The organism is Novosphingobium kaempferiae (genome assembly GCF_021227995.1).
Lineage (GTDB): Bacteria > Pseudomonadota > Alphaproteobacteria > Sphingomonadales > Sphingomonadaceae > Novosphingobium > Novosphingobium kaempferiae.
The window spans coordinates 4,297,171-4,320,604 of sequence record NZ_CP089301.1 but is presented as its reverse complement, the minus strand read 5'-3'; the positions used below and the strand labels follow the sequence as shown (position 1 = coordinate 4,320,604).

The 23,434-nt window shown below is 67.4% G+C and carries 23 protein-coding genes; 8 read left to right on the top strand and 15 right to left on the bottom strand.

Going from position 1 to position 23,434, the window contains the following annotated elements; translation table 11 throughout:
- Positions 1-64: 64 nt before the first annotated feature.
- Positions 65-724, bottom strand: coding sequence for a hydrolase (locus LO787_RS19645; protein ID WP_232492672.1), 660 nt, complete (start codon positions 722-724; stop codon positions 65-67).
- Positions 725-810: 86 nt separating this feature from the next.
- Here LO787_RS19645 and LO787_RS19640 point away from each other — a divergent pair, with 86 nt between their 5' ends.
- From LO787_RS19640 to LO787_RS19620, 5 genes are all read left to right on the top strand, one after another.
- Positions 811-1,038, top strand: coding sequence for a hypothetical protein (locus LO787_RS19640; RefSeq protein WP_232492671.1), 228 nt, complete (start codon positions 811-813; stop codon positions 1,036-1,038).
- Between the two features lie 25 nt (positions 1,039-1,063).
- On the top strand, positions 1,064-1,498 hold the full coding sequence (locus tag LO787_RS19635; RefSeq protein WP_232492670.1) for a DUF4826 family protein: 435 nt from the start codon (positions 1,064-1,066) through the stop codon (positions 1,496-1,498).
- A 259-nt stretch (positions 1,499-1,757) separates the two neighbouring features.
- Positions 1,758-2,687 (top strand): LysR family transcriptional regulator, encoded by a 930-nt coding sequence (locus LO787_RS19630; RefSeq protein ID WP_232492669.1) that lies wholly within the window; start codon positions 1,758-1,760, stop codon positions 2,685-2,687.
- Entirely contained in the window at positions 2,680-3,294 is a 615-nt protein-coding gene (locus tag LO787_RS19625; RefSeq protein ID WP_232492668.1) for a TMEM175 family protein, read from the top strand. The genes LO787_RS19630 and LO787_RS19625 overlap by 8 nt, the downstream gene beginning before the upstream one ends.
- A 163-nt stretch (positions 3,295-3,457) precedes the next feature.
- Positions 3,458-3,760, top strand: coding sequence for a hypothetical protein (locus tag LO787_RS19620; RefSeq protein WP_232492667.1), 303 nt, complete (start codon positions 3,458-3,460; stop codon positions 3,758-3,760).
- A gap of 14 nt (positions 3,761-3,774) precedes the next feature.
- Here LO787_RS19620 and LO787_RS19615 read toward each other — a convergent pair whose 3' ends face one another.
- The 8 genes from LO787_RS19615 to LO787_RS19580 form a co-directional block, all read right to left on the bottom strand.
- Complete coding sequence (locus tag LO787_RS19615; RefSeq protein ID WP_232492666.1) at positions 3,775-4,092, bottom strand: hypothetical protein; 318 nt, start codon at positions 4,090-4,092, stop codon at positions 3,775-3,777.
- A 15-nt stretch (positions 4,093-4,107) separates the two neighbouring features.
- On the bottom strand, positions 4,108-4,566 hold the full coding sequence (locus tag LO787_RS19610) for a hypothetical protein (protein WP_232492665.1): 459 nt from the start codon (positions 4,564-4,566) through the stop codon (positions 4,108-4,110).
- The gene (locus LO787_RS19605; protein ID WP_232492664.1) at positions 4,538-4,984 is read right to left on the bottom strand and encodes a hypothetical protein; all 447 of its coding nucleotides are present in this window, start codon (positions 4,982-4,984) and stop codon (positions 4,538-4,540) included. Before LO787_RS19605 ends, LO787_RS19610 begins: the two co-directional genes overlap by 29 nt.
- Positions 4,985-5,044: 60 nt before the next feature.
- A complete protein-coding gene (locus LO787_RS19600) occupies positions 5,045-5,383 on the bottom strand; it encodes a hypothetical protein (protein WP_232492663.1) in 339 nt (112 codons plus the stop codon).
- Positions 5,384-5,431: 48 nt separating this feature from the next.
- Positions 5,432-5,941 (bottom strand): helix-turn-helix domain-containing protein, encoded by a 510-nt coding sequence (locus tag LO787_RS19595; protein ID WP_232492662.1) that lies wholly within the window; start codon positions 5,939-5,941, stop codon positions 5,432-5,434.
- A 224-nt stretch (positions 5,942-6,165) separates the two neighbouring features.
- Entirely contained in the window at positions 6,166-8,229 is a 2,064-nt protein-coding gene (locus LO787_RS19590; protein WP_232496373.1) for a prolyl oligopeptidase family serine peptidase, read from the bottom strand.
- A 173-nt stretch (positions 8,230-8,402) separates the two neighbouring features.
- On the bottom strand, positions 8,403-10,106 hold the full coding sequence (locus LO787_RS19585) for a M61 family metallopeptidase (RefSeq protein WP_232492661.1): 1,704 nt from the start codon (positions 10,104-10,106) through the stop codon (positions 8,403-8,405).
- 105 nt (positions 10,107-10,211) lie between these two features.
- The gene (locus LO787_RS19580) at positions 10,212-10,706 is read right to left on the bottom strand and encodes an Lrp/AsnC family transcriptional regulator (RefSeq protein ID WP_232492660.1); all 495 of its coding nucleotides are present in this window, start codon (positions 10,704-10,706) and stop codon (positions 10,212-10,214) included.
- 143 nt (positions 10,707-10,849) lie between these two features.
- Here LO787_RS19580 and LO787_RS19575 point away from each other — a divergent pair, with 143 nt between their 5' ends.
- The gene (locus LO787_RS19575) at positions 10,850-11,767 is read left to right on the top strand and encodes a DMT family transporter (RefSeq protein ID WP_232492659.1); all 918 of its coding nucleotides are present in this window, start codon (positions 10,850-10,852) and stop codon (positions 11,765-11,767) included.
- Between the two features lie 109 nt (positions 11,768-11,876).
- Here the strand turns inward: LO787_RS19575 and LO787_RS19570 are convergent, their stop codons facing one another.
- Positions 11,877-12,170, bottom strand: coding sequence for a hypothetical protein (locus LO787_RS19570; protein WP_232492658.1), 294 nt, complete (start codon positions 12,168-12,170; stop codon positions 11,877-11,879).
- 66 nt (positions 12,171-12,236) lie between these two features.
- A complete protein-coding gene (locus tag LO787_RS19565) occupies positions 12,237-12,713 on the bottom strand; it encodes an Lrp/AsnC family transcriptional regulator (protein WP_232492657.1) in 477 nt (158 codons plus the stop codon).
- A gap of 129 nt (positions 12,714-12,842) precedes the next feature.
- On the opposite strand from LO787_RS19565, the gene LO787_RS19560 reads away from it, so the two are divergent.
- Positions 12,843-13,796: an ornithine cyclodeaminase family protein gene (locus LO787_RS19560; RefSeq protein ID WP_232492656.1), complete on the top strand. Its 954-nt coding sequence runs from the start codon at positions 12,843-12,845 to the stop codon at positions 13,794-13,796.
- Complete coding sequence (locus tag LO787_RS19555) at positions 13,793-15,886, top strand: amidohydrolase family protein (protein ID WP_232492655.1); 2,094 nt, start codon at positions 13,793-13,795, stop codon at positions 15,884-15,886. Before LO787_RS19560 ends, LO787_RS19555 begins: the two co-directional genes overlap by 4 nt.
- Before the next feature lie 411 nt (positions 15,887-16,297).
- On the opposite strand, the gene LO787_RS19550 is transcribed toward LO787_RS19555, so the two are convergent.
- The 4 genes from LO787_RS19550 to LO787_RS19535 all read right to left on the bottom strand — a co-directional run bounded on the left by LO787_RS19550 (position 16,298) and on the right by LO787_RS19535 (position 23,383).
- Positions 16,298-17,596 (bottom strand): APC family permease, encoded by a 1,299-nt coding sequence (locus tag LO787_RS19550; protein ID WP_232492654.1) that lies wholly within the window; start codon positions 17,594-17,596, stop codon positions 16,298-16,300.
- On the bottom strand, positions 17,593-19,062 hold the full coding sequence (locus LO787_RS19545) for a S10 family peptidase (RefSeq protein WP_232492653.1): 1,470 nt from the start codon (positions 19,060-19,062) through the stop codon (positions 17,593-17,595). Before LO787_RS19545 ends, LO787_RS19550 begins: the two co-directional genes overlap by 4 nt.
- 2 nt (positions 19,063-19,064) lie before the next feature.
- Positions 19,065-20,249: a pyridoxal phosphate-dependent aminotransferase gene (locus tag LO787_RS19540; protein WP_232492652.1), complete on the bottom strand. Its 1,185-nt coding sequence runs from the start codon at positions 20,247-20,249 to the stop codon at positions 19,065-19,067.
- Positions 20,250-20,338: 89 nt separating this feature from the next.
- Positions 20,339-23,383, bottom strand: a complete 3,045-nt coding sequence (locus tag LO787_RS19535; protein WP_232492651.1) for a TonB-dependent receptor domain-containing protein — start codon at positions 23,381-23,383, stop codon at positions 20,339-20,341.
- Positions 23,384-23,434 lie beyond the last annotated feature (51 nt).

Genomic DNA, 23,434 nt, shown 5'->3' with positions numbered 1-23,434 from the left:
TAACGGAACCGGCGCTGCCCGCGTTGGGAGAGGGTGCGAACGACGCGCCGGTCCCGAACCTATATCAGTGACCGCCTTCCGACGCACCGAACATGGTCTTGGCGTACTTGATGCCGAGGCCGTAGGCGCCGCCCCAGACCTTGGCGATGCCGGTGGTGCTGTCGTAGGTTTCGGCACGCGCCCAGTCGCGCTGGAGTTCGAGCAGGTACTGCAGCGAGGTCATCGGCACCGCGCCGAGCTGGATCATGCGCTGCACCGCGCGCTCATGGGCTTCATCGGAGATGTCGCCGCAGGCGTCGGTGATGACATAGGCCTCGAAGCCCTGCTCGATGGCCGAGGCGACCGGGCCGACGATGCAGACCGAGGTCCACAGGCCCGCGAAGACGATGCGCTGCTTGCCGATGCGGTTGATCTCCGCGATCACGCCTTCGTCTTCCCAGGTGTTCATCGACGTGCGGTCGAGCAGGGGCTGGCCGGGGAAGGCGTCGGTGATCTCGTCGAACATCGGGCCGGAGAAGCTCTTCTCGGCGACGGTGGTGAGCACGGTGGGTACGTCGAACGACTTGGCGCCGCGCGAGATCAGCGCAGCATTGTTGCGCAGCAATTCAGCGGAGATCGACTTGGTGGCGAAGGCCATCTGCGACTGGAAGTCGATCAGGACGAGGGCGTGGTTGTCGGGCGAGATCAGCGACGTTCCGGGGGTGGCGGTTGCGGTGAGCGTCATCGTTTTGTCCTCCTGTTGGCGGGCGTCGTTGCCCGGTGAGAGCACTTTGGAGCGCAACGCTATTTCCAGAAAGATGCATAAAATCGATGCAATCTTTCTATGAAATCGAAAAGATCGCGCTCATCGCAATCCGGCGTGACCCGGCCTGCGGACGCATGATGAGCCTGATCGCGGGCGCTGCGAACCCACTCATTCGTCTTAGGAGGTGGAGCGGTTGGGGCCTGCAGCGTGAATTCGAAATTGTGGCTTTGCCAGCGATCCCGGCGTGCGCCGGGATGACGAGCGGGGAGTTTCCGCTGTACATTGACCAATAGTACAGATCGACGTCATGTTGCGCAGATGACTGATGATTTGAACGACGAAGCGGAGCAAAACTGGTGTGCCGAGCAGCGTGAATCAGTAGTTTCCTATCTGGTCCGGCAAGGTATCGATGCTCCGAACGTCGGGGCTTGGCCTGCGTGGCACATCGCTCCGCTTATCGCCGTGTGGGCGGTAGAGAGCAAAAGTCGTCCGGAATGGGTTGGATGGTGGGCCATTTCTGGCGATGTACCGATCGATTACACGACTTGTCGCGAGGGGCGGCATCCCCGGCAAGCCCTCCATGATATAGGCAAAAGGTGGATCGAAGCTGCGGCGGCGTGGGCAGAGGGGCGGCGCTCCGAACTCATGCAGTTGGCATCGGCCCAGCACGAACGAGATCTCGCACCGTCGCTGTCCGCACGCGGGGAAAGCCTGGTCGAGTGGTCTGCCGACGACACGATATGGCCTGAGTAACTTCGACCCGGTTGCCATCCAACCCCGTCGCCCCTGCGGAGGCAGGGGCCCATCAGGTCTATCGCCCAGATACCTTGCTCACTGCGCAGGTGCTTGCTTGGGATAGGCCCCTGCCTGCGCAGGGGCGACGGGTCTGGGGTAGCTAGCGAACTAACCCTCTGTCCCATCATCGAGTTTTAGCCGTCGACACACCACAACCCTTGCCAACTTTTCCGCCAGCATGGATAGAACGCCCCGATCTATTCGAGGAAATGGAAAAGTGAGCGAACCCGGTACGCCGACCCTGGACCAGTTGACGATCTTCCTGACCGTGGTCGACACCGGCAGCTTTGCGGCGGCGGGGCGCAAGCTCAATCGCGCGGTTTCGGTCATCAGCTACGGCATCGCCAATCTGGAGGTGCAGCTGGGCGTGCTGCTGTTCGAGCGGGAGGGCACGCGGCGGCCGCAGCTCACGGTCGAGGGGCGCGCGGTGCTGGCCGAGGCGAAGACGATCGCGCAGGGCGTGGACGGGTTGCGCGCCAAGGTGAAGGGGATGCTCGACGGGCTGGAGGCGGAGGTGAATCTCGCCGTCGACGTCATGCTTCCCGCCGACCGGCTCGGGCGCGTGCTGCGCGATTTCGCGGTCGCGTTCCCCACCGTCCAGTTGCGTCTTCATGCCGAGGCGCTGGGGGCGATCACCGCGCTGGTGCTGGACCGGGAGGCGGTGTTGGGGCTGTCCGGCCCGCTTTCCGCCGGTGTCGAGGGGATCGAGCGGCGCGCGGCGGGCTCGGTGCCGATGGTGCCGGTGGCCGCGCCCGACCATCCGCTCGGGCGCATGACCACGATCGAGCCGGGGGCAGGGCGCGACTACACGCAGCTCGTGCTGTCCGACCGCTCGCGCTTCACGGAGGGGCAGGACTATTCGGTGTTCAGCCCCAAGACCTGGCGCCTGGCCGATCTTGGCGCCAAGCACGCGCTGCTCCAGCAGGGCGTGGGCTGGGGCAACATGCCGCTGCCGATGATCGAGGCGGACCTCGTCGCCGGGACGCTGGTGCGCCTCGCCATGCCGGACCATACGGGCGGGACATACCGGTTCTCCGGCATCTGGCGGCGGGACACGCCGCCCGGCCCGGCGGCGAGCTGGCTGCTCGACCGGTTCGTGGAGCTTGGGCGCGACGACGTGGAGATGGAGGGCATGGGCGATGTCTGAGGCGGATCAGGGAGACGGCCCGCGTGCGGGCATGACCTCCAGCCGGCTGGAGGCGTTCACCGATGGGGTCGTGGCGATCATCATCACCATCATGGTGCTGGAACTGAAAGTGCCCGAGAACGGCACGCTGGCGGCGCTGGCGCAGACCGCGCCGATCATGATCGCCTATGTCCTCTCGTTCATCAACGTCGGGCTCTACTGGAACAACCACCATCACCTGATGCACGCGGCGGGGCGCATCGACGGGCGCGTGCTGTGGGCCAACCTGTTCCTGCTGTTCTGGCTCTCGCTGGTGCCCTTCGTGATCCGCTGGCTGGACGAGTCCGCGTTCTCGGCGATGGCGACCGCAGCCTACGGCGTGGTGCTGGGCATGGCGGCGGTCGGCTACATGCTGACCGAGCGCGCCATCATCGCCTGCAACGGCGCGCAGTCGACGCTGGCCCGCGCGCTCGGTCGCGACATGAAGGGCAAGGCCAGCGTGGTGCTCTATGCGGTGGCGATCCCGGCGGCGTTCCTCGCCCGACCGGTGGCCATCGCGATCTACGTGGGCGTGCTGGCGCTGTGGCTGCGGCCCGACAAGCGCATCGAGCGGATGCTGGGCGACTGACGGGCGTTACCTGTAAGTTGATGCCATAAATCGGTCCCGATGCTGCAACGCAGCGGGTGAATCCTGACCCTTGCCGACAATAGACAGGCGCGATTTCCGCAATCGAAATTCAGTCTAGGAAGAACCGTCCTTCTGCCATATCACAGGTGGCGAGGGCTGAACTATGATGCGCTATGAAGGTAAGCCGTTCCTGCGCTACCTGGACCATTATGTACTTCGCGCCATCGGGCAACTCGGCCCGCAGCATGAGGCCGTGATTGCGGAAATGTCCGTGAGCCTGACCGGCCTCTACGGGCAGGGCGAATGGTTCGACATCGTCGCCCGGCGCATGAACCTGGAGGACGACTACCCCGCCCGGATAGCCGAGATCTGGCAATCCGCCGCGCAATCGTCGAAGGCGCAGGGCATCGACCTCGATCCCATCGAATTCACCCGACTCTTCGTGGACGCCAACTTCCCGAGCTGAGCGCGTCCGGCGCGTCAGCCCGCCTCGATATTGGCGATCAGCTTGAAGATGTCCCGGTCGTGGCAGGGGCCGACGATGCGGGCGTCGCAGGTCTGCGCGCTGACGAGCACGAACAGGTCGAACTCGCCATCCATCGCGGATTTCAGGCGACCGTTGATGGCGTCCATCCCGTGCCGGGAATCGAAGATCATGAAGCACGGCGTCTCGTGCCATACGGCGGTGGAGGCCATGTCGGATATCACCTTGACCAGCGCTTCGTGCCGGTCGCCGTGGGAGCGCCCGTGGCGCTCCTGCTGGTCGATCGCGAAGGATATCCAGTACGTCTGGGTCATCTGCCGCCCATCACGTCAGGCCGGATCCCGGCCGGGCAGCGTCCTGAGAGCGGAGACGATCGATCCGGTCGCGATCTCCACCGGGCGGCGCGCGCCCAGTTGCATCAGCGCCAGCCAGCCCGTCACCGCCCGGATGCCCTTGGGCGTCAGGACGAGGTCGACGTGCCGGTTTTCCAGCGACCCCGCACGCTGGATCAGCGCCTGCTTCATCAGCACGGAGATCTGGTCGAGCGCGGTCGTGGCGGGGTAGCAGCTGGCGGCGCAGGCCTGGCTTGCGCTCATGCTGCTGACGCCCTGGCAGCGGTAGAGCGCGAGCAGCATCAGCCAGCCGCACTCGGTCACGTCGGGCGCGATCTTGCGCCTTGCGGCCACCGCGTCGAGGTAGATCTGGACGTTGTCGATCTCGCACTCGATCTCGGCGTGGTCGCCGAGGGCGCGCTGGAGGTCATCGGTCAAAGTGGCGATGTTCAGCACCGGGTCTCTCCCGTGATAGTGCATGGCGCAGGTCGAGGATGGGCCCGATACACAGCGCGATCAGTTCCGGGATGCTCCAGATGCCCGATATCGCCTTGAACAGTTTCCCCGATCCAGGCGCGAACTGCCATGCCAGGAACGAGAGGATGCTGAGCATGTGGAACGCGCAGATCCACAGGGGCCAGTATCGGTCGGTCCTGGCGGCGACGTGCGCGAGCCCGACGAGCAGCACCATGTCCACCACGATCGAGGCGTCCGGCAGCGACGTATACGGCTTGAGCGTGGTCGCGCCGATATAGGTCGCCAGCCCGGCAAGGACGAACATCAGGCATATTCTGCGCCCCTCCCAGCCGCCCCACAGCAAAGCGGGCACGCAGGCGAAGATCATCAGGATCCCGAAGACGAGGTTCAGAAGCATGACCTTGATTTCAACCCGCAGAGATTGCCGTCAAGGTCATCTTCCGTGCGACGACCGTGTTCAGGCTTCGATGGGAGCCGAGGTCTTGAGCATGCCGCGCGGCTCGTCGTCGCCGAAGCAGCCCCAGTCGGTCTCGCGGTGCTGGGATTCGCCCTTGATGTAGGCCAGCTTGCGATGCATCTGGACCATGTCCTTGCGGCCTTCGACAAGCTTGGCGAAGCCCGCAGCGGCCGAATCCAGCGCGCCCTGCAGATGGGCGGGCGGCACGGCCGAGGCCGCGTTGGTTTCCATGATCGTGGCGGCAAGGCGCGCCGCGTCGAACAGCGCGGTGTCGACGCTCTTGAACATGCCGTTGATTTCCGTGGCGACTGCCCGTCCGCCAGCTTCCGAAAGGCGCATAAGTTTCTCCGATGCGTGAAGCACGCTGAGGTTGCACAGGATGAGGGTTCACCTGCCCAGCAGGCTAAGTATGCCGACCATGACCGTGACGATGGCCGCGAGTACGACGACCGAGGCAAGTCCGACTTGCCCCATCGCTGCGACTCGCTGCACCAGGCCCAGGTCATGACGGGCGCCCCCGACCGGCGGAAGCTTCAACAGTGAAGAGGTCGTCGCCCGATGACTGGATGCGTGGACGGCGACCTCATCGTGCATTGCTGCTGTCACCGGTCGATTGCCTTGTGGGGCACCGGGACCGGTCCCGTCGAGGCTTTCCGAGGCACTAGGTAGTCGCTCCCTAGTCTCTGAAACGCCAAGGAAAATCCGCGCGGCGTCGGCACGGCTCGAAACATCGAGCCGGACCATCAGGTCGGCGACGTGATTATCGATGGTCTTGTAGGAAAGGCCGAGGCGGGCACCGATTTCCTTGGACGAAAGGTGCTGGGTGACGAGCGCGAGCACTTCGTACTGCCGGGCAGACAGTTTCTGGCGAAGCTCGGCTTCCGTCCAATCCCTCATCGCGCTGTCCTAGCAGCCTCTCGATCAAAATATACGTACCCGCCCCGGCTGAATATCATATTCGCACCGTTTGCAATGGTCAGTACTGTCGGATTCGACCGGAAGTTGGGTCAAAGCGTCATGCCACCGCAGGCAAACACCTGCGGAGACCTGGGGGCGACCGTGCCGGCGCGAATCGATGCGAGGCGGGCCGCCGGGCGTGAACCCCGACGGCCGAAGGAGGCTCAGTCCACGAGCTTGCGGCTCAGGTACGTCAGCCAGAGCGCAGTGGTCTTGGCTGACTGGCGAATGTCCGCGCCGGAGCCGTGGCCGCCCTCGGTGTTCTCGTAGAAGTAGAACGGCAGGCCCAGTTCCTCCATCCGCGCGGCGTACTTGCGGGCGTGCTGCGGGCCGGTGCGGTCGTCGCGGGTGGTGGTGAAGATGTAGGGCTCGGGATACTTCACGCCCTTGCGCAACGCATGATAGGGCGACTTCTTCAGCCAGAACGCCCGCGCGTCCTCGTCGGCATAGACATCGCCGTATTCGCCCTGCCAGCTCGTGCCCGCCGCGATCTTGCTGATGCGGATCATGTCGAGCAGCGGCACCTGGATCACGACCGCGTTGTAGAGTTCGGGGAACTCGGTCATCTGCACGCCCATCAGCAGCCCGCCGTTGGAGCCGCCGACGATGCCGAGGCGGCGGGGTGAGGTGATCTTGCGATCGATCATGTCGCGCGCGACGCTGGCGAAGTCGTCATAGGCGACCTGCCGCTTGGTCTTGAGCGCCGCTTCGTGCCACGCCGGGCCGAACTCGCCGCCGCCGCGGATGTTGGCGAGTGCGAAGGCGCCCCCGCGTTCGAGCCAGAGCTTGCCGATCGTCGCCGAGTAGGACGGCGTCGAGCTGACCTGAAAGCCGCCGTAGGCGTCGAGCAGCACCGGGGTCGAGCCGTCCAGCGGCGCGTCCTTGCGGTGGACGAGGAAGTAGGGGATCGCGGTGCCGTCGGTCGACTTCGCCTCGCGCTGTTCGACGACGAGGCCCTCGGCGTCGAAGCGCGGCGGCAGGCTGCGGATCTTCTCGGCGCTGCCGGTGGCGGCATCGACGAGGTAGAGGCTCTCGGGCGTGGTGAAGCCCTGCGCCTTCGCGAACACGCGGTCGCCGTCGGTCTGCGACGAGCCGAAGCTGAGCGCCAGCTTGTCGGGCAGCGGCAGAGTCTGCGTCGTCCACGCACCGTCGGCGGCGGGGGCGAGCGACAGCAGGCGGCCATTCACGTTGTCGAGGATCGACACCAGCAGGCGGCCCTTGGTGGCCGATACGGCTTCCAACGCCTCGCGCGGGCCGGGCTTCCACGCCAGCTTCGCGGCGATCTTCTCCGGGTGCCGCATCACGTCGGCGAGCGGCGCGGTGGCGACAGCGCCGGAAGGCAGGTCGCCCCACGCCTCGTCCAGACGGAACACGACGCGGCCCGCGACCAGCCCGGCGACCGAGACCTTCTGCGGCATCGCCAGTTCGTGCATCTTCCCGTCCGCGCCGAGCACGAAGCTGCGCTGGTGGAAGAAGTCGATGGCCCGCACGACGACCTTGAGGACATTGCCTTCCCCGTCATGCAGCACTGCCGGGAACACGCCGACGTCGCCCTTTTCGCCCCGGAACAGTTCCTGCGCCTCGGCCAGCGGGCGACCGCGCGCGACGCGCTTGATGACGTAGGGATAGCCCGAGGTCGTGACTTCGCCCGGCGTCCATTCGGTGGCGACGATGAGGTGGTCTGCGTCCTCCCAGGTCACGCCCTGCCGGGCGCGCGGGATGTGGAAGCCGTCCTTGACGAAGGCGCCGGTGCCGAGGTCGAACTCACGGACCTCGACCGCGTCCTCGCCGCCGTTGGACAGCGAGATGAGGCACAGGCGCTGCTCCGGCTCAAGGCAGTCCGCGCCCTTGTAGACCCAGCTCTTGCCCTCCGCCTTGCCGAGCGCGTCGATGTCCAGCACCGTCTGCCACGCGGGATTCTCGCTGCGATAGCCGTCGAGCGTGGTCCTGCGCCAGATGCCGCGCAGGTGCTGCTCGTCCTGCCAGAAGTTGTAGATCTGGCCGTTGAGGAACGAGGGCGAGGGGATGCGGTCCTTGGCGCCGAGGATCGCCAGCGCCTCGTCGTAGAACGTCTTGTAGCGCGGATCGGCCTCCAGTCGCTGCTCGGTCGTCGCGTTATGCGCCTTCACCCAGTCCATCGAGCGCTGGCCGTCGAGATCCTCAAGCCAGATCCACGGGTCGGCGGGATCGCGCGGGTCGACGGGGGCGGGGGTGGCGGCGTGGGACATGGAAGCGGCACTCAGCAGGACGAGGGACAGGGTGGTGGTGAACGCAGTGGCAAGCGCTTTGCGCGACGTCTTCTTCAAGGATGCTTCCCCATGAAATCAATCGCGGCAAGCTAGCGCCCCGTGCCGCGGGCGCAACCCGTCCCTCGTCGTCGATGCACCGCTTTTGGAGCGGGTTAGCGCGCCATCTCCCACTGGTAGGCGGATACCGTTTCGCCGCGTGGTTGGTAGCGCAGGTTCAGCACCTCGCCGCCGCGCTTCACTTCCAGCGACAGGAACGCCGCCTGGTCGCCCTGCAGGCCGTCCTGCGAGAAGGTGTTGAGGATCTCGTCCCCGTCGCGCAGCCCGGCGGCCTCGGCGTTCGAGCCGGGGATCAGGCCCTTCACGATCTTCGGGCGCGCAAGCAGCGAGGCGGGGGCGAAGCCGAGGTCGAAGCGCTTCAGCGGCTTTTCCACGCGGCGGAACTGCGGGCCGAAGGCGTCGGACGGCGGCAGCACGGTGCCGCCCTTCAGCATCGCCTCGAAAGCGGCGATGCCTTCGTCGCCGAGGTCGGCCTTCAGCAGCCGGCGATAGAGCGCCTCGTCCATCGGCCGTCCCGCGCGACGTTCGGCCAGCATGGTGCGCACGAGGTCGTCGAGCGAGCGCTTGCCGCCGGAGGCCTTGCGGATCGCCGCGTCGGTGGCGGCGAAGTAGAGCGAACCGCGGTCATAGGGCAGCACGCGGATGCGGGTGTCGCGCCAGAAGCCCGCCGGGATATCGGCGTTGGGCACGGCGATCTTGATGTTGGTGTAGTAGCGGCCTGCCGTCTCGTTGAGGTCCGCCAGGAAATCCTCTGCCGAGATCAGGCCCGCGCGGTAGGGCAGCAGGCGCTGGTAATGGACCGCCAGCCCCTCGCCGAACCACGACCGGTCGAGCCCGCCTGCCGCATCCATCGAGGATTCGAGCGAGTTCACCCAGGCATGGAGCATCTCGTGCGCCAGCAGCGAGCGCAGGTCGGCGGGTTTCGAGGTGTGGTTGAAGGTGAAGGCGAAGCTGTCGGTCAGGCCGATGCCGCTGCCGGGATTGCGCTGGTTGGTCCGGCCGAACACGCCGAAGCCGGGTGGGGCATAGCCGAAGAACGTGCCGTAATAGCGATGGAGGTCCGAGGCCCAGGTCATCAGCGGCGCCATCGGGAAGGGCGGCGTGCCCTGCCATGCGGCAAAGAAGCCGTCCTTGTCGGTCGGATAGGTGCCCGGGCGGCCGCCCATGTAGTACATCGAGGCCAGCTTGCCTGCGGGCAGCGCGGTGCGGCTCGTCGCATCGCCCACGCCGAGGCTGGAGATGCCCTTGCCGCCGGGGCCATAGGCGGAAAAGTCCCATTTCACGCTGGTCCTGCGCGGGGTCTCGTCGTCGGGGAGGATCAGGAAGGCGTTGCCCGCCGCCGAGAAGCCGCCGAGTTCGGTGCGCATCTCGTACTGCGGCAGCGCGAGCGGGGGCGCAGCGGCGTCGATGGGGACGCGATAGCGCAGGGTCAGCGCGCCATCCACGGCGCGCGGCGCGCGCCAGAAGCGGGTGCGGTTGGAGCCGTCCTCCTCCACGTCCTCGATGCGCGGGATGAGGGCGCCATTGCCGTCGCGCACGGTCAGGCCGGTGATCGCGGCGCCGCTGGTGACGACGGTGTTGGCGACGAGCGGCAGGCGCAGGAGGGGCGCACCCTCGGCGCGGGACATGCCCTCCGCCACTACCGTCACGTCGACATAGGGGACGTGCTGCAGCGCATCCGGCTTCGCGGGGGCGAGGGTGACGCGCAGCGTGGGCTCCGGCGCGGCCTGTGCGGCAGGGGCGAAGGTCAATGTCGGCAGCGCGGCGAGCAGGGAAAGGGCGATACGGCGATCGGGCATGGCGGGTCTCCTCCTGCCCGTCACTCTACCGGCGCGGCGCGGCGAAGGTGTCGCGTAGAGGAGCGTACGGCCGGGCTGCGGAGCATCATTTATGCGCGCGCCCGTTCATGAACGGGTTGGCTTTTCACGCGCAAAGCGTGTCGGCAGGGCGGTGGTGCTCTTGAGGTTTTCGAGGATGATGCTCGACCGCGCGGTCGCCACTTCGGGTGCGGCGAGCAGTTCGCGCACGAGCAGGGTGTTGAAGCTGGCGAGATCGCGCGTGGCGACCTTGAGGATGATGTCGGCCTCCCCGGTCAGCGACTGGCATTCGAGCACTTCGTCGAGCGCGTCGATCCGGCGGTTGAACGTCTCCAGCCAATCCGGTTCGTGCGAGCGCAGCGTGACCAGCACGTAGGCGCTGACGCCGATGCCCAGCTTCTCCGGCTCCAGCACCGCGGAAATGCGCGAGACGTGCCCCGCCGCGCGCAGGCTCTGCATCCGGCGCGAGCATTGCGAGGCGGAGAGGTGGACGAGTTCGCTCATCTCCACCGGCCCGATATCGCCACGCTCCTGCCAGCATTCGAGAATCCGGAGGTCGAAGCTGTCGAGGTCACGCGGCATTGCAGCATCATGCAACGATCGTGCGTATAATGCCATTAAAATGCGCCATTGGTGCCACAATGCCGAAATATGGTGGCGGTTCGCACGGACATTGTGTGCGGCGCAGCATAGAATGGCGCCACTCCCTAACAGAGAGCCATTCCATGCCGGTCGACACCCTCCGGTTGCAGGCCCATGCGCAGGCGGACGCCGCGCCGGGGCTCTGGAACCGCCCCTATCTGCTGCTCACGCTCGCCGCATCGCTGTGGGCGAGCAACTTCGTGCTGGGCCGCGCGCTGCCGGCCGGGATGGCGCCGGTGAGCCTGTCGTTCTGGCGCTGGACGCTGGCCCTGCCGCTCGCGCTGCCGTTTGCGTGGCCGCACCTGCGGGCCGACCTTCCGGCGCTGCGGCGGGGCTGGCCGGTCCTGCTGCTGCTCGCCGCGCTCGGCCTCGCAGGGAGCAACACCTTGGCCTACATGGCGCTGCGCCTGACCGACGCGACATCGGCGCTGCTCGTCCAGTCGGCGATGCCCACCGCCATCGTCGCCTGCGGTGTCCTGCTGTTCCGCGACCGGGTGAGCCTGCAGCAGCTTGGCGCGATGGCCTTCGCGCTGGTCGGCGTGCTGTTCGTGGTGCTGGCCAAGCCCGGCGCGGGCGGCGCGCTCAACGCGGGGACGCTGCTGGCGGGGGCGGCGATGCTCTCCCAGTCGTGCTACGCGACCCTGCTGCGCCGTCGCCCGCGCATTCATCCGGCGAGCTTTCTGTTCCTCTCCTTCGCCGCCGCCGCGCTGCTGATGCTGCCGTTCCAGATCGCCGCAGGCACGCCGCTGCCGCTGGGCGACGCGCGGGCGATGGCCGCGCTCGGCTACCTCGCGCTCGGGCCGTCGGTGCTGGCGTTCTTCCTGTTCAACCGGGGCGTCGCGCTGGTCGGATCAGGACGCGCGGGGCTGTTCTTCTACCTCATGCCGGTGTTCGGCACCGTGTTTGCTGTGGTGCTGCTGGGCGAGCGGATAAGCCTTGCCGGATTGGGCGGCTTCGTGCTCGTCGGCGTGGGGTTCGTGCTGTCGGGAAGGCGGCGTTAGGGCAACTCAACCTCGTCGCTTATGCCGAGCTAGGCATGACGAGCCGCCCGCTTCGGGGGCTTCGACAAGCTCAGCCTGAGCGGACTGGAGGAGGCAGTTTGCGCGAAAGTCAGTCGATGTAAAACGCGTGGCCTTCGGGCCTAAATCTCAGCAGCTTAAGAGGCGATACCGAACAGACATCTTCACATTCAAGGGCAATCTCCGTTTCCGGCACTGCCATAAACTCGCCCTGTGAATTCTTCAGATGCCTGATTGTCTGCTCGAATGCCTTTTCAATTGCACTCTTACGATTTCGCGCGACGGTGTACTTCCAGACGTAAAATCCGCGCGGCGCTTCGGCATCTTGGAGCGACTGCGACCCAGCGAACTGCCCGTGTACCAGTACACCAAAAAATCCAAGCATTTATGCCCGCCTCTCGACAATCATCTATCCGCTGTGATGTATGCTGGCAATGAAGCCAGCCCCCCCTCACGCCCCCGAAGGCAGCGGCAGCCGGTGGGTGCATTTCATCTCCGACAGCGTCGCGGTGGAGCGGATGTCCTCCACGCCGGGCAGGCGCAGCAGGCGGCGGAAGGTGAAGTTCTGGTACCAGGCCATGCTGGGGGCGAGCACCTTGAGCATCACGTCCATCTCGCCGAACAGGGTATAGGCCTCGGTGATCTCGGGGATGTCCTCGATCGCGCGGATGAAGCTCTCGCGCGCCTCGTCGCTGAGGCGGCCCATCTTGAGTTGCGCGAAGATGTACATGCTTTCGCCGAACTTCTCGCGGTCCAGCACGGCGACCTGCGCCTTGATGTAGCCTTCCTCCTTCAGCCGCTGGATGCGCCGCCAGCAGGGGGACTGCGAGAGGCCGACGCGCTCGGCGATCTCGCTCGACGATTCAGAGGCGTCGATCTGCAGCCGGTCGAGGATCTTGAGGTCGAGCCGGTCGAGTGCTTCCGCCATGATTATGCGTCATCCCTGTCATCGCTGCATTGAATTGCCGTCGAGCCTAGGCAAATGCGCGAAGTCGGGCAAGCATTACGCCAGCCGTGCGGCTAGGTTGTGCGGACAGGGCATGAAAGGACGGCATCGATGAAGCGCGACGAGCTGACGATCTTCGACAGCGAGGCGGTGCGTGAACGGCTGTCCTATGCCGACTGCATCCGCGTGGTGCGCGAGGCGATGATGGCGCTTTCCGCCGGGGAGACGCGGCAGCTTCTGCGCACGATGCTCTCGCTCGGGCAGGGCCGCACGTTCGCCCAGATGCCCGGAGCGCTGGGTGAGCGGGACATGTTCGGCACCAAGACCATCAGCGTCTTCGCCGATCCGAACTTGCCGGGCCTCAGGCGTCATCGCGGCCTCGTCGTGCTGTTCGAGCCCGAGGAGGGCCGCCCGGTCTGCGTGGCCGACGCCGAGGAGATCACCCATATCCGCACCGCCGCCGCCACCGCCGTGGCGACCGACGCGCTGGCGCGGCCCGATGCGCGCACCCTGCTGATCGTCGGCACCGGCGGGCAGGCGCACACGCACCTCAAGGCGCTGCCGCTGGTGCGCGATTTCGACCGGGTGCTGATCTGGGGTCGCTCGCTGGAAAAGGCCGATGCGCTGGCTACCGAGTACCCGCACCTGAACGCCGAGGCCGTGGCGGACCTGCGCGCGGCGGCGGGCGAGGCGGACGTGATCTGCACGCTGACCACCGCGTCGCAGCCGGTTCTGCTGGGCGAGTGGGTGAAGCCCGGCACCCACGTCAACCTCGTCGGCTCCAGCGGTCCGGGGCCGGTGGAAGTGGACAGCGCGCTCGTCGTCAACAGCCGCTACGTGGCGGACAGCCGCGCCTCCGCGCTCGATGCGGCGGCGGAGTTCCTCGTCGCGAAGGAGCAGGATCTGATCGACGACGCGCACATCGTCGCCGAGATCGGCGAAGTGCTGCTCGGCCGCGTGCCCGGTCGCCGTTCCGAATGGGACATCACCGTCTACAAGTCGCTCGGCCATGCGGTGCAGGATCTTGCCGCCGCCGCCCATCTCTACCGGAGTTCGCTCGCTTGAACCGCCATCCGATGTTGCGTCACCCCGTCCGCGCCGCGCTGTTCGCCTCGACCCTGCTGGCCGCCATGCCCGCCCATGCGGAGCATCTGCGCTACAGCGTCGTCTCCAACGGCGAGAAGGTGGGCTTCATCGACGCCGACGTGCAGGGCAGCCGCGTCGCCATCGAGTACGACGTCAAGAACAACGGTCGCGGCCCGACCATGCGCGAGAGCATCGAGCTTGGCCGCGACGGGCTGCCGCTGCGTTGGGAACTGGACGGCAAGGCGACCTTCGGCGGCGAAGTCCACGAACGTTTCGCCCGCGACGGCGCCACCGTGCGCTGGACCGATTCCATGGGTGAGAAGCAGGCGGCGGCGAGCGGCCCGGCGCTCTACGTCGGCCAGAACGCGAGCCCGTGGGCGCTGGGGCTCTACGCCCGCGCTCTGCTCAAGGACGCGGACGGGCGGATGCCCGCATTCCCCGGCGGCGAACTCGCCATCGAGAAGCTGGGTCCGGCGACGATCGGCAAGGGCAAGTACCAGGCCTATTCCATCAGCGGCATCGACCTTTCGCCCGAGATGATCCTGCTCGACGCGAAGGGCGAACTCTTCGCCACGCTCGACAGCGGCGGCGCGACGGTGCGCGAAGGGCACGAGGCGGAAGTGCCCGCGCTCAACGAACTGGGCACCAGCCTCACCGCCGCGCGCTATGCGGCCCTGCAGAAGCGCTTCGCCCGCACCATCGACGCGCCGGTGCGCATCCGCAACGTGCGGGTGTTCGATCCCGCCAGCGGCAAACTGGGCGATCCGGTCTCGGTCATCTTCGCGCATGGGCGGATCACCGGCATCCAGCCGCTCGACGAGCCTGCCACCCCCGGCGAGGCACTGGTCGACGGCAAGGGCGGCACCCTGCTTGCGGGCCTGCACGACATGCATTCGCACATCGGGCTGGAATCGGCGATGCTCTACATCGCGGCGGGCGTGACCTCCGTGCGCGACATGGGCAACCACAACGACTTCCTCCCGGGCCTGATCGACCGCATCGGCAAGGGCGAAGTGGCGGGCCCGCGCATCACCGCCAACGGCTTCCTCGAAGGCCGCAGTCCGTACTCGGCGCGCCACGGCATCGTGGTGGACAGCGAGGCGGCGGCGCTGGACGCGGTGCGCTGGTATGCGGCGCGCGGCTACTGGCAGATCAAGATCTACAACAGCATGAACCCGGCGTGGGTGCCCGCCATCGCGCAGGAGGCAAAGCGGCTGGGCATGGGGCTGACCGGCCACGTCCCCGCCTTCACCAATGCCGATGCGATGATCGCGGCGGGCTATGACGAGATCACCCACATCAACCAGTTGATGCTGGGCTGGGTGCTCGACATCAAGGAGGACACCCGCACTCCGCTGCGCCTGACCGCGATGCGGCGCACGGCGGGGCTGGACCTCGACACGCCGCGCGTGAAGGCGACGCTGGACACGATGGTCGCGAAGCACATCGCGCTCGATCCGACTGCGGTGACGCTCGAACTGCTGATGCTCAGCCGCGACGGCAAGCCTGCTCCGGCGGTGGCGAGCTACATCGACCACCTGCCGATCGGCCTCCAGCGCCGCCGCCGGCAGGGCATCGCCCCGCTGACCGAGCCGGGCGACGATGCGGCCTATCAGGGCGCGTTCGACGCGGTGAAGCGCGTGGTGAAACGCCTGCACGACCGCGGCGTCACGCTGCTGCCGGGCACCGACGACGGCACCGGCCTGTCGGTCCACCGCGAGCTGGAGATCTACGGAGAGGCGGGCATTCCCGCCGCCGACGTCCTGCGCATCGGCACCATCGGACCGGAGCGCTACATGGGCAACGATCAGGAACTGGGCTCGATCGAGCGCGGCAAGCGGGCGGACTTCCTGCTGCTGCCGGGCAATCCGCTGGCCGACCTTACCGAACTGCATCGCATCGCCATGGTGGTGAAGGACGGCACGATCTACTTCCCCTCGGAGATCTACCCGGCGTTCGGCGTGAAGCCCTTTGCCGAGGCCCCCGCGATCACCCTGCCGACCACGAAGCCCGCTCCCGCCACCACCAGCGGCGGCGACAGCCACGACGCGGCCGACGAATTTCTGTGAGGTGTCCCACCGTCCTGTCCGCTCCGGCGGGCAGGACGGTTCGGGTGTCGGTGCGGGCATTTCACGGCCCGCACCGGCATTCCGGCTAGCCTGCCAGACTTCGTCATTGAGAGCGCAGCGAAGCAATCCAGCGGCATGGGCCCACCCGTGGATTGCTTCGCTGCGCTCGCAATGACGAATGGAAGGCCGGGCATTTTCCTACAGATGTGCGGCTGGGGTACTGTCCGTGGATGACCTCGCACCAACTCCACAAGGCGACACCCGGCACATGCAAGGCGACACTTCGCGGTCTAAAAGTGTCGCCTTACACGCTCAACGTGTCGCCTTGCGCGTGCAAGGCGACACATTCCGGGGCTAGGGTGGCGCCTTTCCCCTCTGGACCGTGTAAACCGTGTAAACCTCCCGGGGAGGTCAACCCCGGGCGCGGGTGTGCAGCCAGCGGAACGCGGCGCCTGCCAGTACCCAGCCGCCGAGCAGGGCATAGGGCCGCCAGTCGGCCTCCAGCCCCACCAGCGCAAGGGCCAGCGCGCAGGCCGCACCTGCATAGGCGAAGGTGCGCATCGTCGGGCGGGCGAACTTGAAGGCGGCGGCTTCGTAGAGGTCGTCGTGCCGCTCCACCACGCGGGCAGCGGAAAGGCAGATGCTGGCGTACTTCAGCAGGTTGGGGATGTTCACGGCAAGGAACAGGAAGGTCAGTTCCATCGGCAGCAACAGCCCCGCGCAGCCGATGGCGAAGACCGCCAGCAGCGCGATGTGCGGCGTCTGCCAGCGCGGATGAACGCGGCCCAGCGCAGCGGGCAGCATCCCCGCCGTGCCCATCGCATAGAGGCTGCGGCTGAACATCGCGAACATGGCGTTCAGCGACTTGCCGATGGACAGCACCGCCGCCAGCACGATCAGCGGCGTCGCCACCGGTCCCATGAAGACCTTGGCCGCGTCGAGGATCGGCGCCTCGCTGGCCCCGAGCGCAGGCGCGCCCATCACGCCGAGCGCGACGAAGCCGACGGCAAGGTAGAGCAGCGTCGCCGAGCCAATCGACAACGCGATGCCGAGCGGGATGGCGCGGCGGCTGTCCGCCACTTCCGCGCCCGCCTCGGTGGCGGCCTCGATGCCGAAGAACAGGCCCATCAGCAGCGGCATCGCCGCGATCATGCCGTGAAGGCCGTTGGGGAACAGGGGCTGGAGGCGCGACAGGTCGACCGCCGTGCTCCCGCCCCAGGCGATGAACACCGCGAACAGGATCAGCATTGCGCCGAGCAGCCACTTCTGGACGGTCGCGGCGATGTGGACGCCGAAGAGGTTGGCCAGTAGCGCCAGCACCAGCACCGCGAACATCGTCGGCTTGACCGGCAGCGGCAGGATCATCGAGCCGTAGCGCACGAGGACGAGCGCCAGCACCACCATCGCCCCCATGTTGGCGATGATCCGCGCCCAGGCGATGAGGAAGCCGAGCGCGGGATGCAGGAACCGCGCGGGCCATGCGAAAGACGCTCCCGACACCGGCAGGGCGGAGCCGAGGAAGGCATAGCTCACCGCGATCAGGTACATCGGCAGTGCCGCGACCAGCACCGAGAGCAGCATCGCCGGTCCCGCGATGGCGGTGGCGGGCGCGATGGCCGAGAAGATCGAGACGCCGACCGCCGTGCCAAGGCCCAGCGCGACCACGCCCCACAGGTCGATGCCCTTGGCGAGATTGCCCTCGTCGCTCACGGCTTCACGCCCTCGGTGATGAAGGCGCGGATGTCGGCCACGAACTTTCGCCAGCTTGCGTCGTCCGAATAGGCGACGTGCCCGGCGGGATAGCGGTGGTTGACGAAGCGGTCGCCGGTCAGGCTCGACTGCGCGAACAGGTAGTCCGCCGCGCCGACCGTAGTCGTCAGGTCATAGAGACCGGTGCCGACGAAGAGCCGCAGCCTGGGCTCGGCTGCCATCGCGGCTTCGAGGCGGGCCATGAACGGCCAGTCGTTGAACGGGCTGTCACCCGCGCCATAGGACCACTCTCCGGGAAAGCGGGCGATCACCTTGTAGCGCTCGGGGTTCTGGACGCCGATGCTCGCAAGCTGGCCGATCACGGCCTTGCCGTAGAGGTCCGACACGGCGGAGAAGGCATCGGGGCCGACCATCTCGCCCGCATCCGCAGGGCGCGGCGCGGTGTAGCGCGCATCATAGCGGCCCAGCACCTTGCCCTCGGTACGGAGGAGCTCGACGCGGAAGCGCTCCTTGGAGATGCGCAGGTCGTGCGTGAGGTAGAATTCGGCCGGGATGCCGGTGAGGTCCGCCAGCTTCGCGGCGACGGCCTTGCGCGCTGCCTCGTCCAGCACGCGGCCCTTGTAGAGCGCGTCGAGATAGGAGGGGCCGAACGCGGCGGCATCCTGCGCACTCGCGGCGGGATCGCAGGGTGCGGGGCGCTTGTGATGATAGCAGGCCAGCGCGGCGAGGGTCGGCAGCGAGACCGGATAGGTCACGACGTTGTCGGGCCGCTGCGAGGTCTCGATCATGTTGAGCGCCTGCCCGAACAGCAGCACGCCGCGCACCTTGAGCGCCGCATCCTGCGCATGGAGCGCGTCTACCATGGCGGCGGCGCGGATCGTGCCGTAGCTCTCGCCGAGGATGAACAGCGGTGAGGCCGTGCGGCGGTTCTCGGCCAGCCAGGCGCGGGCGAGCTGCGCCACGGCGTCGGCATCGCCCTTCACCGACTGGTAGAAGGCGGCGTCCGCATCCTTCGCGATCTCTGAGAACCCGGTGCCCGGCGGGTCGAGGAACACGAGGTCGGCCATGTCGAGCACAGAGGCCGGGTTGGGGGCGACTTCCGCCTCGGTGGGCAAGGGCGCGGCGGGATCCTGCGGCACATGCGCCCGCATCGGGCCGAGCGCGCCCATCTGCAGATAGGCCGAAGCCGCGCCAGGGCCGCCGTTGAACACGAACAGCACGGGGCGATCCGCCGCCGCGCCCTTCCGCACGTAGGCGACATAGCCCGCGCTCGCATCGGTCTTGCCCGGCGCGCTCGATACCGGGAAGGTGCCTGCCTCCGCCGTGTAGGCAAGGCGCTTGCCGCCGACCTTCAGGGTCTGCTCGGCGCGGCCTTCGAGCTTCGCCGCAACCGCCGGCGCTTCCTGCGCGGCAACCGATGTGCTCGCCAGCATGGCGGCCAGCGTCAGGGTCCAGCAGATGCGCATGCTCAGTTCGTTCCCCTGGCTGCGAGCAGGTCGCGGTAGCGGACCAGCCCGTCGGTCAATGCCTGCAATCCGTAGTCCACGTCCGCCGGTGCGCGGGCGAAGCCGATGCGGATGTGGCCCGCCGCTCCGAAGTATTCGCCCGGCGCGACGACCACGCCGCAGCGTTCGGCGAGCCATTCGGAGAAGGCGATCGTGTCGTCAATCCCGGTCAGGCGCGGGAAGGCGATGCAGCCGAAGCGCGGCAGTTCGCCCGTCACCAGACCTTCGGCGCGCCAGTGGGCGTGGTAGCTCTCGATGATCGGGCGGGCCTTGCGCATGATCTCGTCGCGGTAGGTGTCGAACGGTTCGGGGCGCTCCAGCACCAGCGCGGCGGCGGCGTGGGCGAGGTTGGAGACGCCGAACTCGGTCTCCTCCGCTAGTGCGCGGATGTGGCGCATCGGGGCCTCGTCGGCGACGATCCAGCCGCAGCGCAGGGTGCTGAGGCCATAGGATTTGGTCAGGCTGTCGATCCCGATGATCGCGGGCGAAAGCGACACGGCGGAGGCAGGCCGCAGGTCGGCATCGACATAGGCGGCGTAGACTTCGTCCACGACGACATGAATGCCCCGCGCCTCGGCGATGCGGGCGATGGCGAGGAGGGTGTCCCGATCGACCGCCATGCCGGAAGGGTTATGCAGGTTCGACAGCACGATCAGCCGCGTCGTCGGGGTGATCCGCGCGGCGACCTCGTCCGGGTCGATGGCGAAGCCGTCACCCCGGCGCGCGAACTGCTCCACGCCGAGGCCGTTGGTCTGCGCGATGGTGTGGAACAGGTCGAAGCCGGGCGTCTCGACCAGCACGGATTCGCCGGGGCCGACGAGCGCGCGGTAGATAAGCGACAGCGCCCCGGTCGCCCCGGTGGCGCAGAGCACGCGGTCCTGCGGTACGCCGTAGCGCCGCGCGAGCTGCTCGACGACGTAGGGGTTGCCGTTGAAAGCGCTGGTGTAGCGCGAGGTTACGGGCTCGGCGAACTCCTCGATCACGATCCGGCGGAGCAGGTCCACCGGCTCGGGCACGGAGCTGTCGAACAGGCTGACGAGCAGGTTCCGCTCCGACCGGACCGCGCGGATCACCTTGCGGACCCACTGGGAGTACGAGCCGATCCCCTCGCCGGAGACTGGGGGGAGGGGGGAGAGTATGGGGGGCATCGGCGGGGTCATCGCGGGGGGTGTCTGTCGTCCGTTCGATGCAGGATGGGAAACCGCCGCCCGGCGTGGGGTCCGGGCGGCGGAGCGCGTCACTTCAGTTTGATGCGCGCGCCAAGGAAGAACCGGCGGCCGAGGATGTCGCCATAGGCGATCTGCGGATAGGACGGGGCCTTGTCGGTCAGGTTGTCGATACCGGCCCGGAAGGTCATGTTCCCTGCCTCGACCTGCGCCGAGATGGAATGGACGATGTTCGACTTCAGGATCGGGTTCGGCGTCGTCTCGATGGTCGCGTCATAGGCGGCGCGGGTACGGCCGAGGTAGTCGAGCTGGTAGCTCACGCGCACCGGGCCCTTGTCCCACACCGCGTTGAAGCGACCGACCCATTCGGGGCTCTGGTAGGTATCGTCGGTGCGGATGAACGTCGTGCCCGTCACAGAGGTGGTGAGCAGCGTGTTGTGTGTGGCGTTGGCGGTCAGGCGCAGGCGGCCGAGATCGCTGCCGCCGAACAGGTCGCCCGGCGCGAAGGCGTAGTCGATCGTGTAGGTCTCACCCCGGTACTTGACGACGCCCGCGTTGAAGGTGGTCGTGGTGCCGGTGACGATGGTGCCGCCGATGCTCGTCGCGTCAGGCCCGGCAAGGCGGGTGAAGGCGCCGCACACCGTGTCCGACGGGTTCGGATCGTCGAAGCAGGCCGCCGCGAAATCCTCTGTCGTGAAGGGCGAGAGGCCATCCTTGAGGTCGATCTCGATGCGGTCCGCGCTGATCGAAAGCCCGGGTACGAAGCGCGGCTGGAGCACGATGCCGTAAGTCAGCGTGTCCGAGATCTCGTTGCGCAGGTTCGGGTTGCCGCCGCTGGTGACGGTGGTGCGGTTGAAGTTCTCCGCCGGGCTCTGGAAGCGTGCGAGACGTTCCGCGGCGCTCATGCCAGTGCCGGTGCCATCGGGATCGACGCCGTAGCCGGGGTTGGCGGTGAACAGCGCAAGGCAGTTTGCGCGGCGCGCGGCCGGGTTGGCGCCCGCGTTGATGCGGTCCGCGTCGCACGGGTCGTAGCCGGCGGAGCTGATCGTGCTGCTGGTCGGCGCGAGAAGCTGCGTCAGCGTCGGCGCGCGGAAGTTGCGGCTGCGCGATCCGCGCAGGGTCACGCCGTCCGTGACTTCCCAGCGCAGGCCCGCATCCCACACGTTCTCCTTGCCCGCGAACGAGTTGTCGACGTAGCGGAACGCGCCCTTGAATTCGAGCAGCTTGACCAGCGGCAGGGTGAAGTCGCCGCCGATCAGCGGCACGATGACTTCCGCCGAAAGCTCGTCGGTGTTGTAGCCGCCTGACTGGGCGACCTGCCGCGAACCGTCGCCGAACACGCCATCGCGGTTGGCCTGGAGCGGGTCGAACGAGGCCTTCTCGTCACGATGCTCGTAGGCGGCGCTGAACTGGACGTCGCCCATCGGCAGCGAGAACAGCGTGCCGCCAAGGGTTGCAAGGACGTCGATCTGCTCGTTGGTCCAGTCGAGGCCCGCACGGGTGCTGACGTAGTTGCGCGCGGCGTCGCTGACGGTGCCCGTGCCGAACGGGTTGATCGGCGCGCAGCTCGGGTCGTCGTTGGCGGTGCTGGCGTCGGCGTTGATGGCGCAGACCGCCTGCCCGCCGGACAGGACCGAGTTGATCGCGTTGTTGTAGCGGCTGTTGACGACTTCCCAGCTGCGCTGCTTGCCATCGACGCGGGCATAGCTGCCGGAGACCGACCAGTAGAAGTTGCGGCTGCCGACGTCGAAGTCGCCGTCCAGCGTCAGGGCGCCGCGCCAGGTGTCGGTGTTGTAGGTCTGCACCGGATCGGGGACGAGGTCGTAGAAGTACTTCGAAAGGAACAGCGGCGCGCCGCTGGCGAAGCTGGGGCGTGCAGCGATCAGCGCGGCCTTTGCGGCGTCGGTCAGGAAGGCGTTGTTGATCGTGAACGAGATCGGCCCGGCATAGGTGCCGCCGTTCAGCACGGTGCGGCTGTTGCCCTGCGGGATCTCGCGGCCCTTGGTGTTGGCGTAGAGGAACTCGGCCGACAGGGTGATACGGTCGGTCAGGTCGTAGTGGCCGATGGCGTTGGCGGTGAGGCGCTCGACGCCGGTGCGCAGGCCCGCCAGCTCCTGATAGGGGAAGCCTTCGCCGTTCGACGCGAAGGGAATGCCCTGGATGGTGCCGGGGTTGTAGGGGATCACGCTGCCGTCAGTGCCGAACTGGAGCGCGCTGCCCGCGCCGTTACGCAGCAGGAAGTTGGGCGGCGGCGCCGGTGCGGTGAAGATCACGCCGTTGCCGTTGAACGGCCAGAAGCCCGCGTTGAAGATCTCCTTCACCGACGGGATGCCGTCGCTGGGCCCGGTGTCGGCGGAGTTCGAGACGGTCAGGCGGCCGAGGTTCGACAGCGGACGGTCGGCGAAGCGCAGCGAGGGCGTCTTGGACCAGCCCACGTCCACCGCGAAGTTGCCGCGACCTTCGGCGAAGTTGAACCCGGCGGTGCCGCGCAGCGACTGGGTGCCGTAGTCGTTCCGGTCGGAGATGCCGGCCTGGCCGTCAAGCACGATGCCGGTGAAGTCCTTCTTGAGGATGTAGTTCACCGTGCCCGCGATCGCGTCCGAACCGTAGACCGCCGCGCCGCCGCCCTGATAGACCTCGACCCGCTCCAGCAGGCCGAGCGGCAGGATATTGGAATCGACCTGCGCGTCGCCCACGCCGTCGGTGCCGCCAATTCCCGAGCTGCTCGTCACCATGCGGCGGCCGTTGAGGAGGGTCAGCGTGCGACCCGCGCCGAGGCCGAAGAGGTTGGGGGACTGGATGCCCGAGCCGCTCGCCGCGCCCGAACCGTCGGCCTGGTTGAGCGTCGGCACGTTGGAGGGGAGGTCGTTCAGGGCATCGGCGACGCTGACGTAGCCGCGATCGAGGATCTGCTGCTGGCCGACTTCGAGCACCGGCGCGGCGTCGGAATTGGGTGCGCGGCGGATGCGCGATCCGGTGACGACGATGGCCTCGCCGCTATCGATGCCGACTTCGGCCTCGGGGCTGAGATCCTGTGCGTGGACCGGCGTGCCGAGCACGGCGACCGAGAGCGCGGTTGTGGCCAGAAGCGTGCGTGTCTGCGTGCGAAGTGTCATGCCCGAATTCCCCGGATTGTCCCTGAAGGCCGCCGCATTGGTGCAGCGTTT

What these genes read in the sequence shown, in the direction of transcription:
- LO787_RS19635 (WP_232492670.1), top strand. Translation starts at nt 1,064, where the DNA reads ATGACTGATGATTTGAACGACGAAGCGGAGCAAAACTGGTGTGCCGAG.
- LO787_RS19640 (WP_232492671.1), top strand. Translation starts at nt 811, where the DNA reads ATGCAATCTTTCTATGAAATCGAAAAGATCGCGCTCATCGCAATCCGG.
- LO787_RS19560 (WP_232492656.1), top strand. Translation starts at nt 12,843, where the DNA reads ATGAAGCGCGACGAGCTGACGATCTTCGACAGCGAGGCGGTGCGTGAA.
- LO787_RS19615 (WP_232492666.1), bottom strand. Translation starts at nt 4,092, where the DNA reads ATGACCCAGACGTACTGGATATCCTTCGCGATCGACCAGCAGGAGCGC.
- LO787_RS19590 (WP_232496373.1), bottom strand. Translation starts at nt 8,229, where the DNA reads ATGTCCCACGCCGCCACCCCCGCCCCCGTCGACCCGCGCGATCCCGCC.
- LO787_RS19625 (WP_232492668.1), top strand. Translation starts at nt 2,680, where the DNA reads ATGTCTGAGGCGGATCAGGGAGACGGCCCGCGTGCGGGCATGACCTCC.
- LO787_RS19600 (WP_232492663.1), bottom strand. Translation starts at nt 5,383, where the DNA reads ATGCGCCTTTCGGAAGCTGGCGGACGGGCAGTCGCCACGGAAATCAAC.
- LO787_RS19585 (WP_232492661.1), bottom strand. Translation starts at nt 10,106, where the DNA reads ATGCCCGATCGCCGTATCGCCCTTTCCCTGCTCGCCGCGCTGCCGACA.
- LO787_RS19620 (WP_232492667.1), top strand. Translation starts at nt 3,458, where the DNA reads ATGATGCGCTATGAAGGTAAGCCGTTCCTGCGCTACCTGGACCATTAT.
- LO787_RS19535 (WP_232492651.1), bottom strand. Translation starts at nt 23,383, where the DNA reads ATGACACTTCGCACGCAGACACGCACGCTTCTGGCCACAACCGCGCTC.
- LO787_RS19565 (WP_232492657.1), bottom strand. Translation starts at nt 12,713, where the DNA reads ATGGCGGAAGCACTCGACCGGCTCGACCTCAAGATCCTCGACCGGCTG.
- LO787_RS19595 (WP_232492662.1), bottom strand. Translation starts at nt 5,941, where the DNA reads ATGAGGGATTGGACGGAAGCCGAGCTTCGCCAGAAACTGTCTGCCCGG.
- LO787_RS19605 (WP_232492664.1), bottom strand. Translation starts at nt 4,984, where the DNA reads ATGCTTCTGAACCTCGTCTTCGGGATCCTGATGATCTTCGCCTGCGTG.
- LO787_RS19570 (WP_232492658.1), bottom strand. Translation starts at nt 12,170, where the DNA reads ATGCTTGGATTTTTTGGTGTACTGGTACACGGGCAGTTCGCTGGGTCG.
- LO787_RS19545 (WP_232492653.1), bottom strand. Translation starts at nt 19,062, where the DNA reads ATGCGCATCTGCTGGACCCTGACGCTGGCCGCCATGCTGGCGAGCACA.
- LO787_RS19540 (WP_232492652.1), bottom strand. Translation starts at nt 20,249, where the DNA reads ATGCCCCCCATACTCTCCCCCCTCCCCCCAGTCTCCGGCGAGGGGATC.
- LO787_RS19575 (WP_232492659.1), top strand. Translation starts at nt 10,850, where the DNA reads ATGCCGGTCGACACCCTCCGGTTGCAGGCCCATGCGCAGGCGGACGCC.
- LO787_RS19645 (WP_232492672.1), bottom strand. Translation starts at nt 724, where the DNA reads ATGACGCTCACCGCAACCGCCACCCCCGGAACGTCGCTGATCTCGCCC.
- LO787_RS19580 (WP_232492660.1), bottom strand. Translation starts at nt 10,706, where the DNA reads ATGCCGCGTGACCTCGACAGCTTCGACCTCCGGATTCTCGAATGCTGG.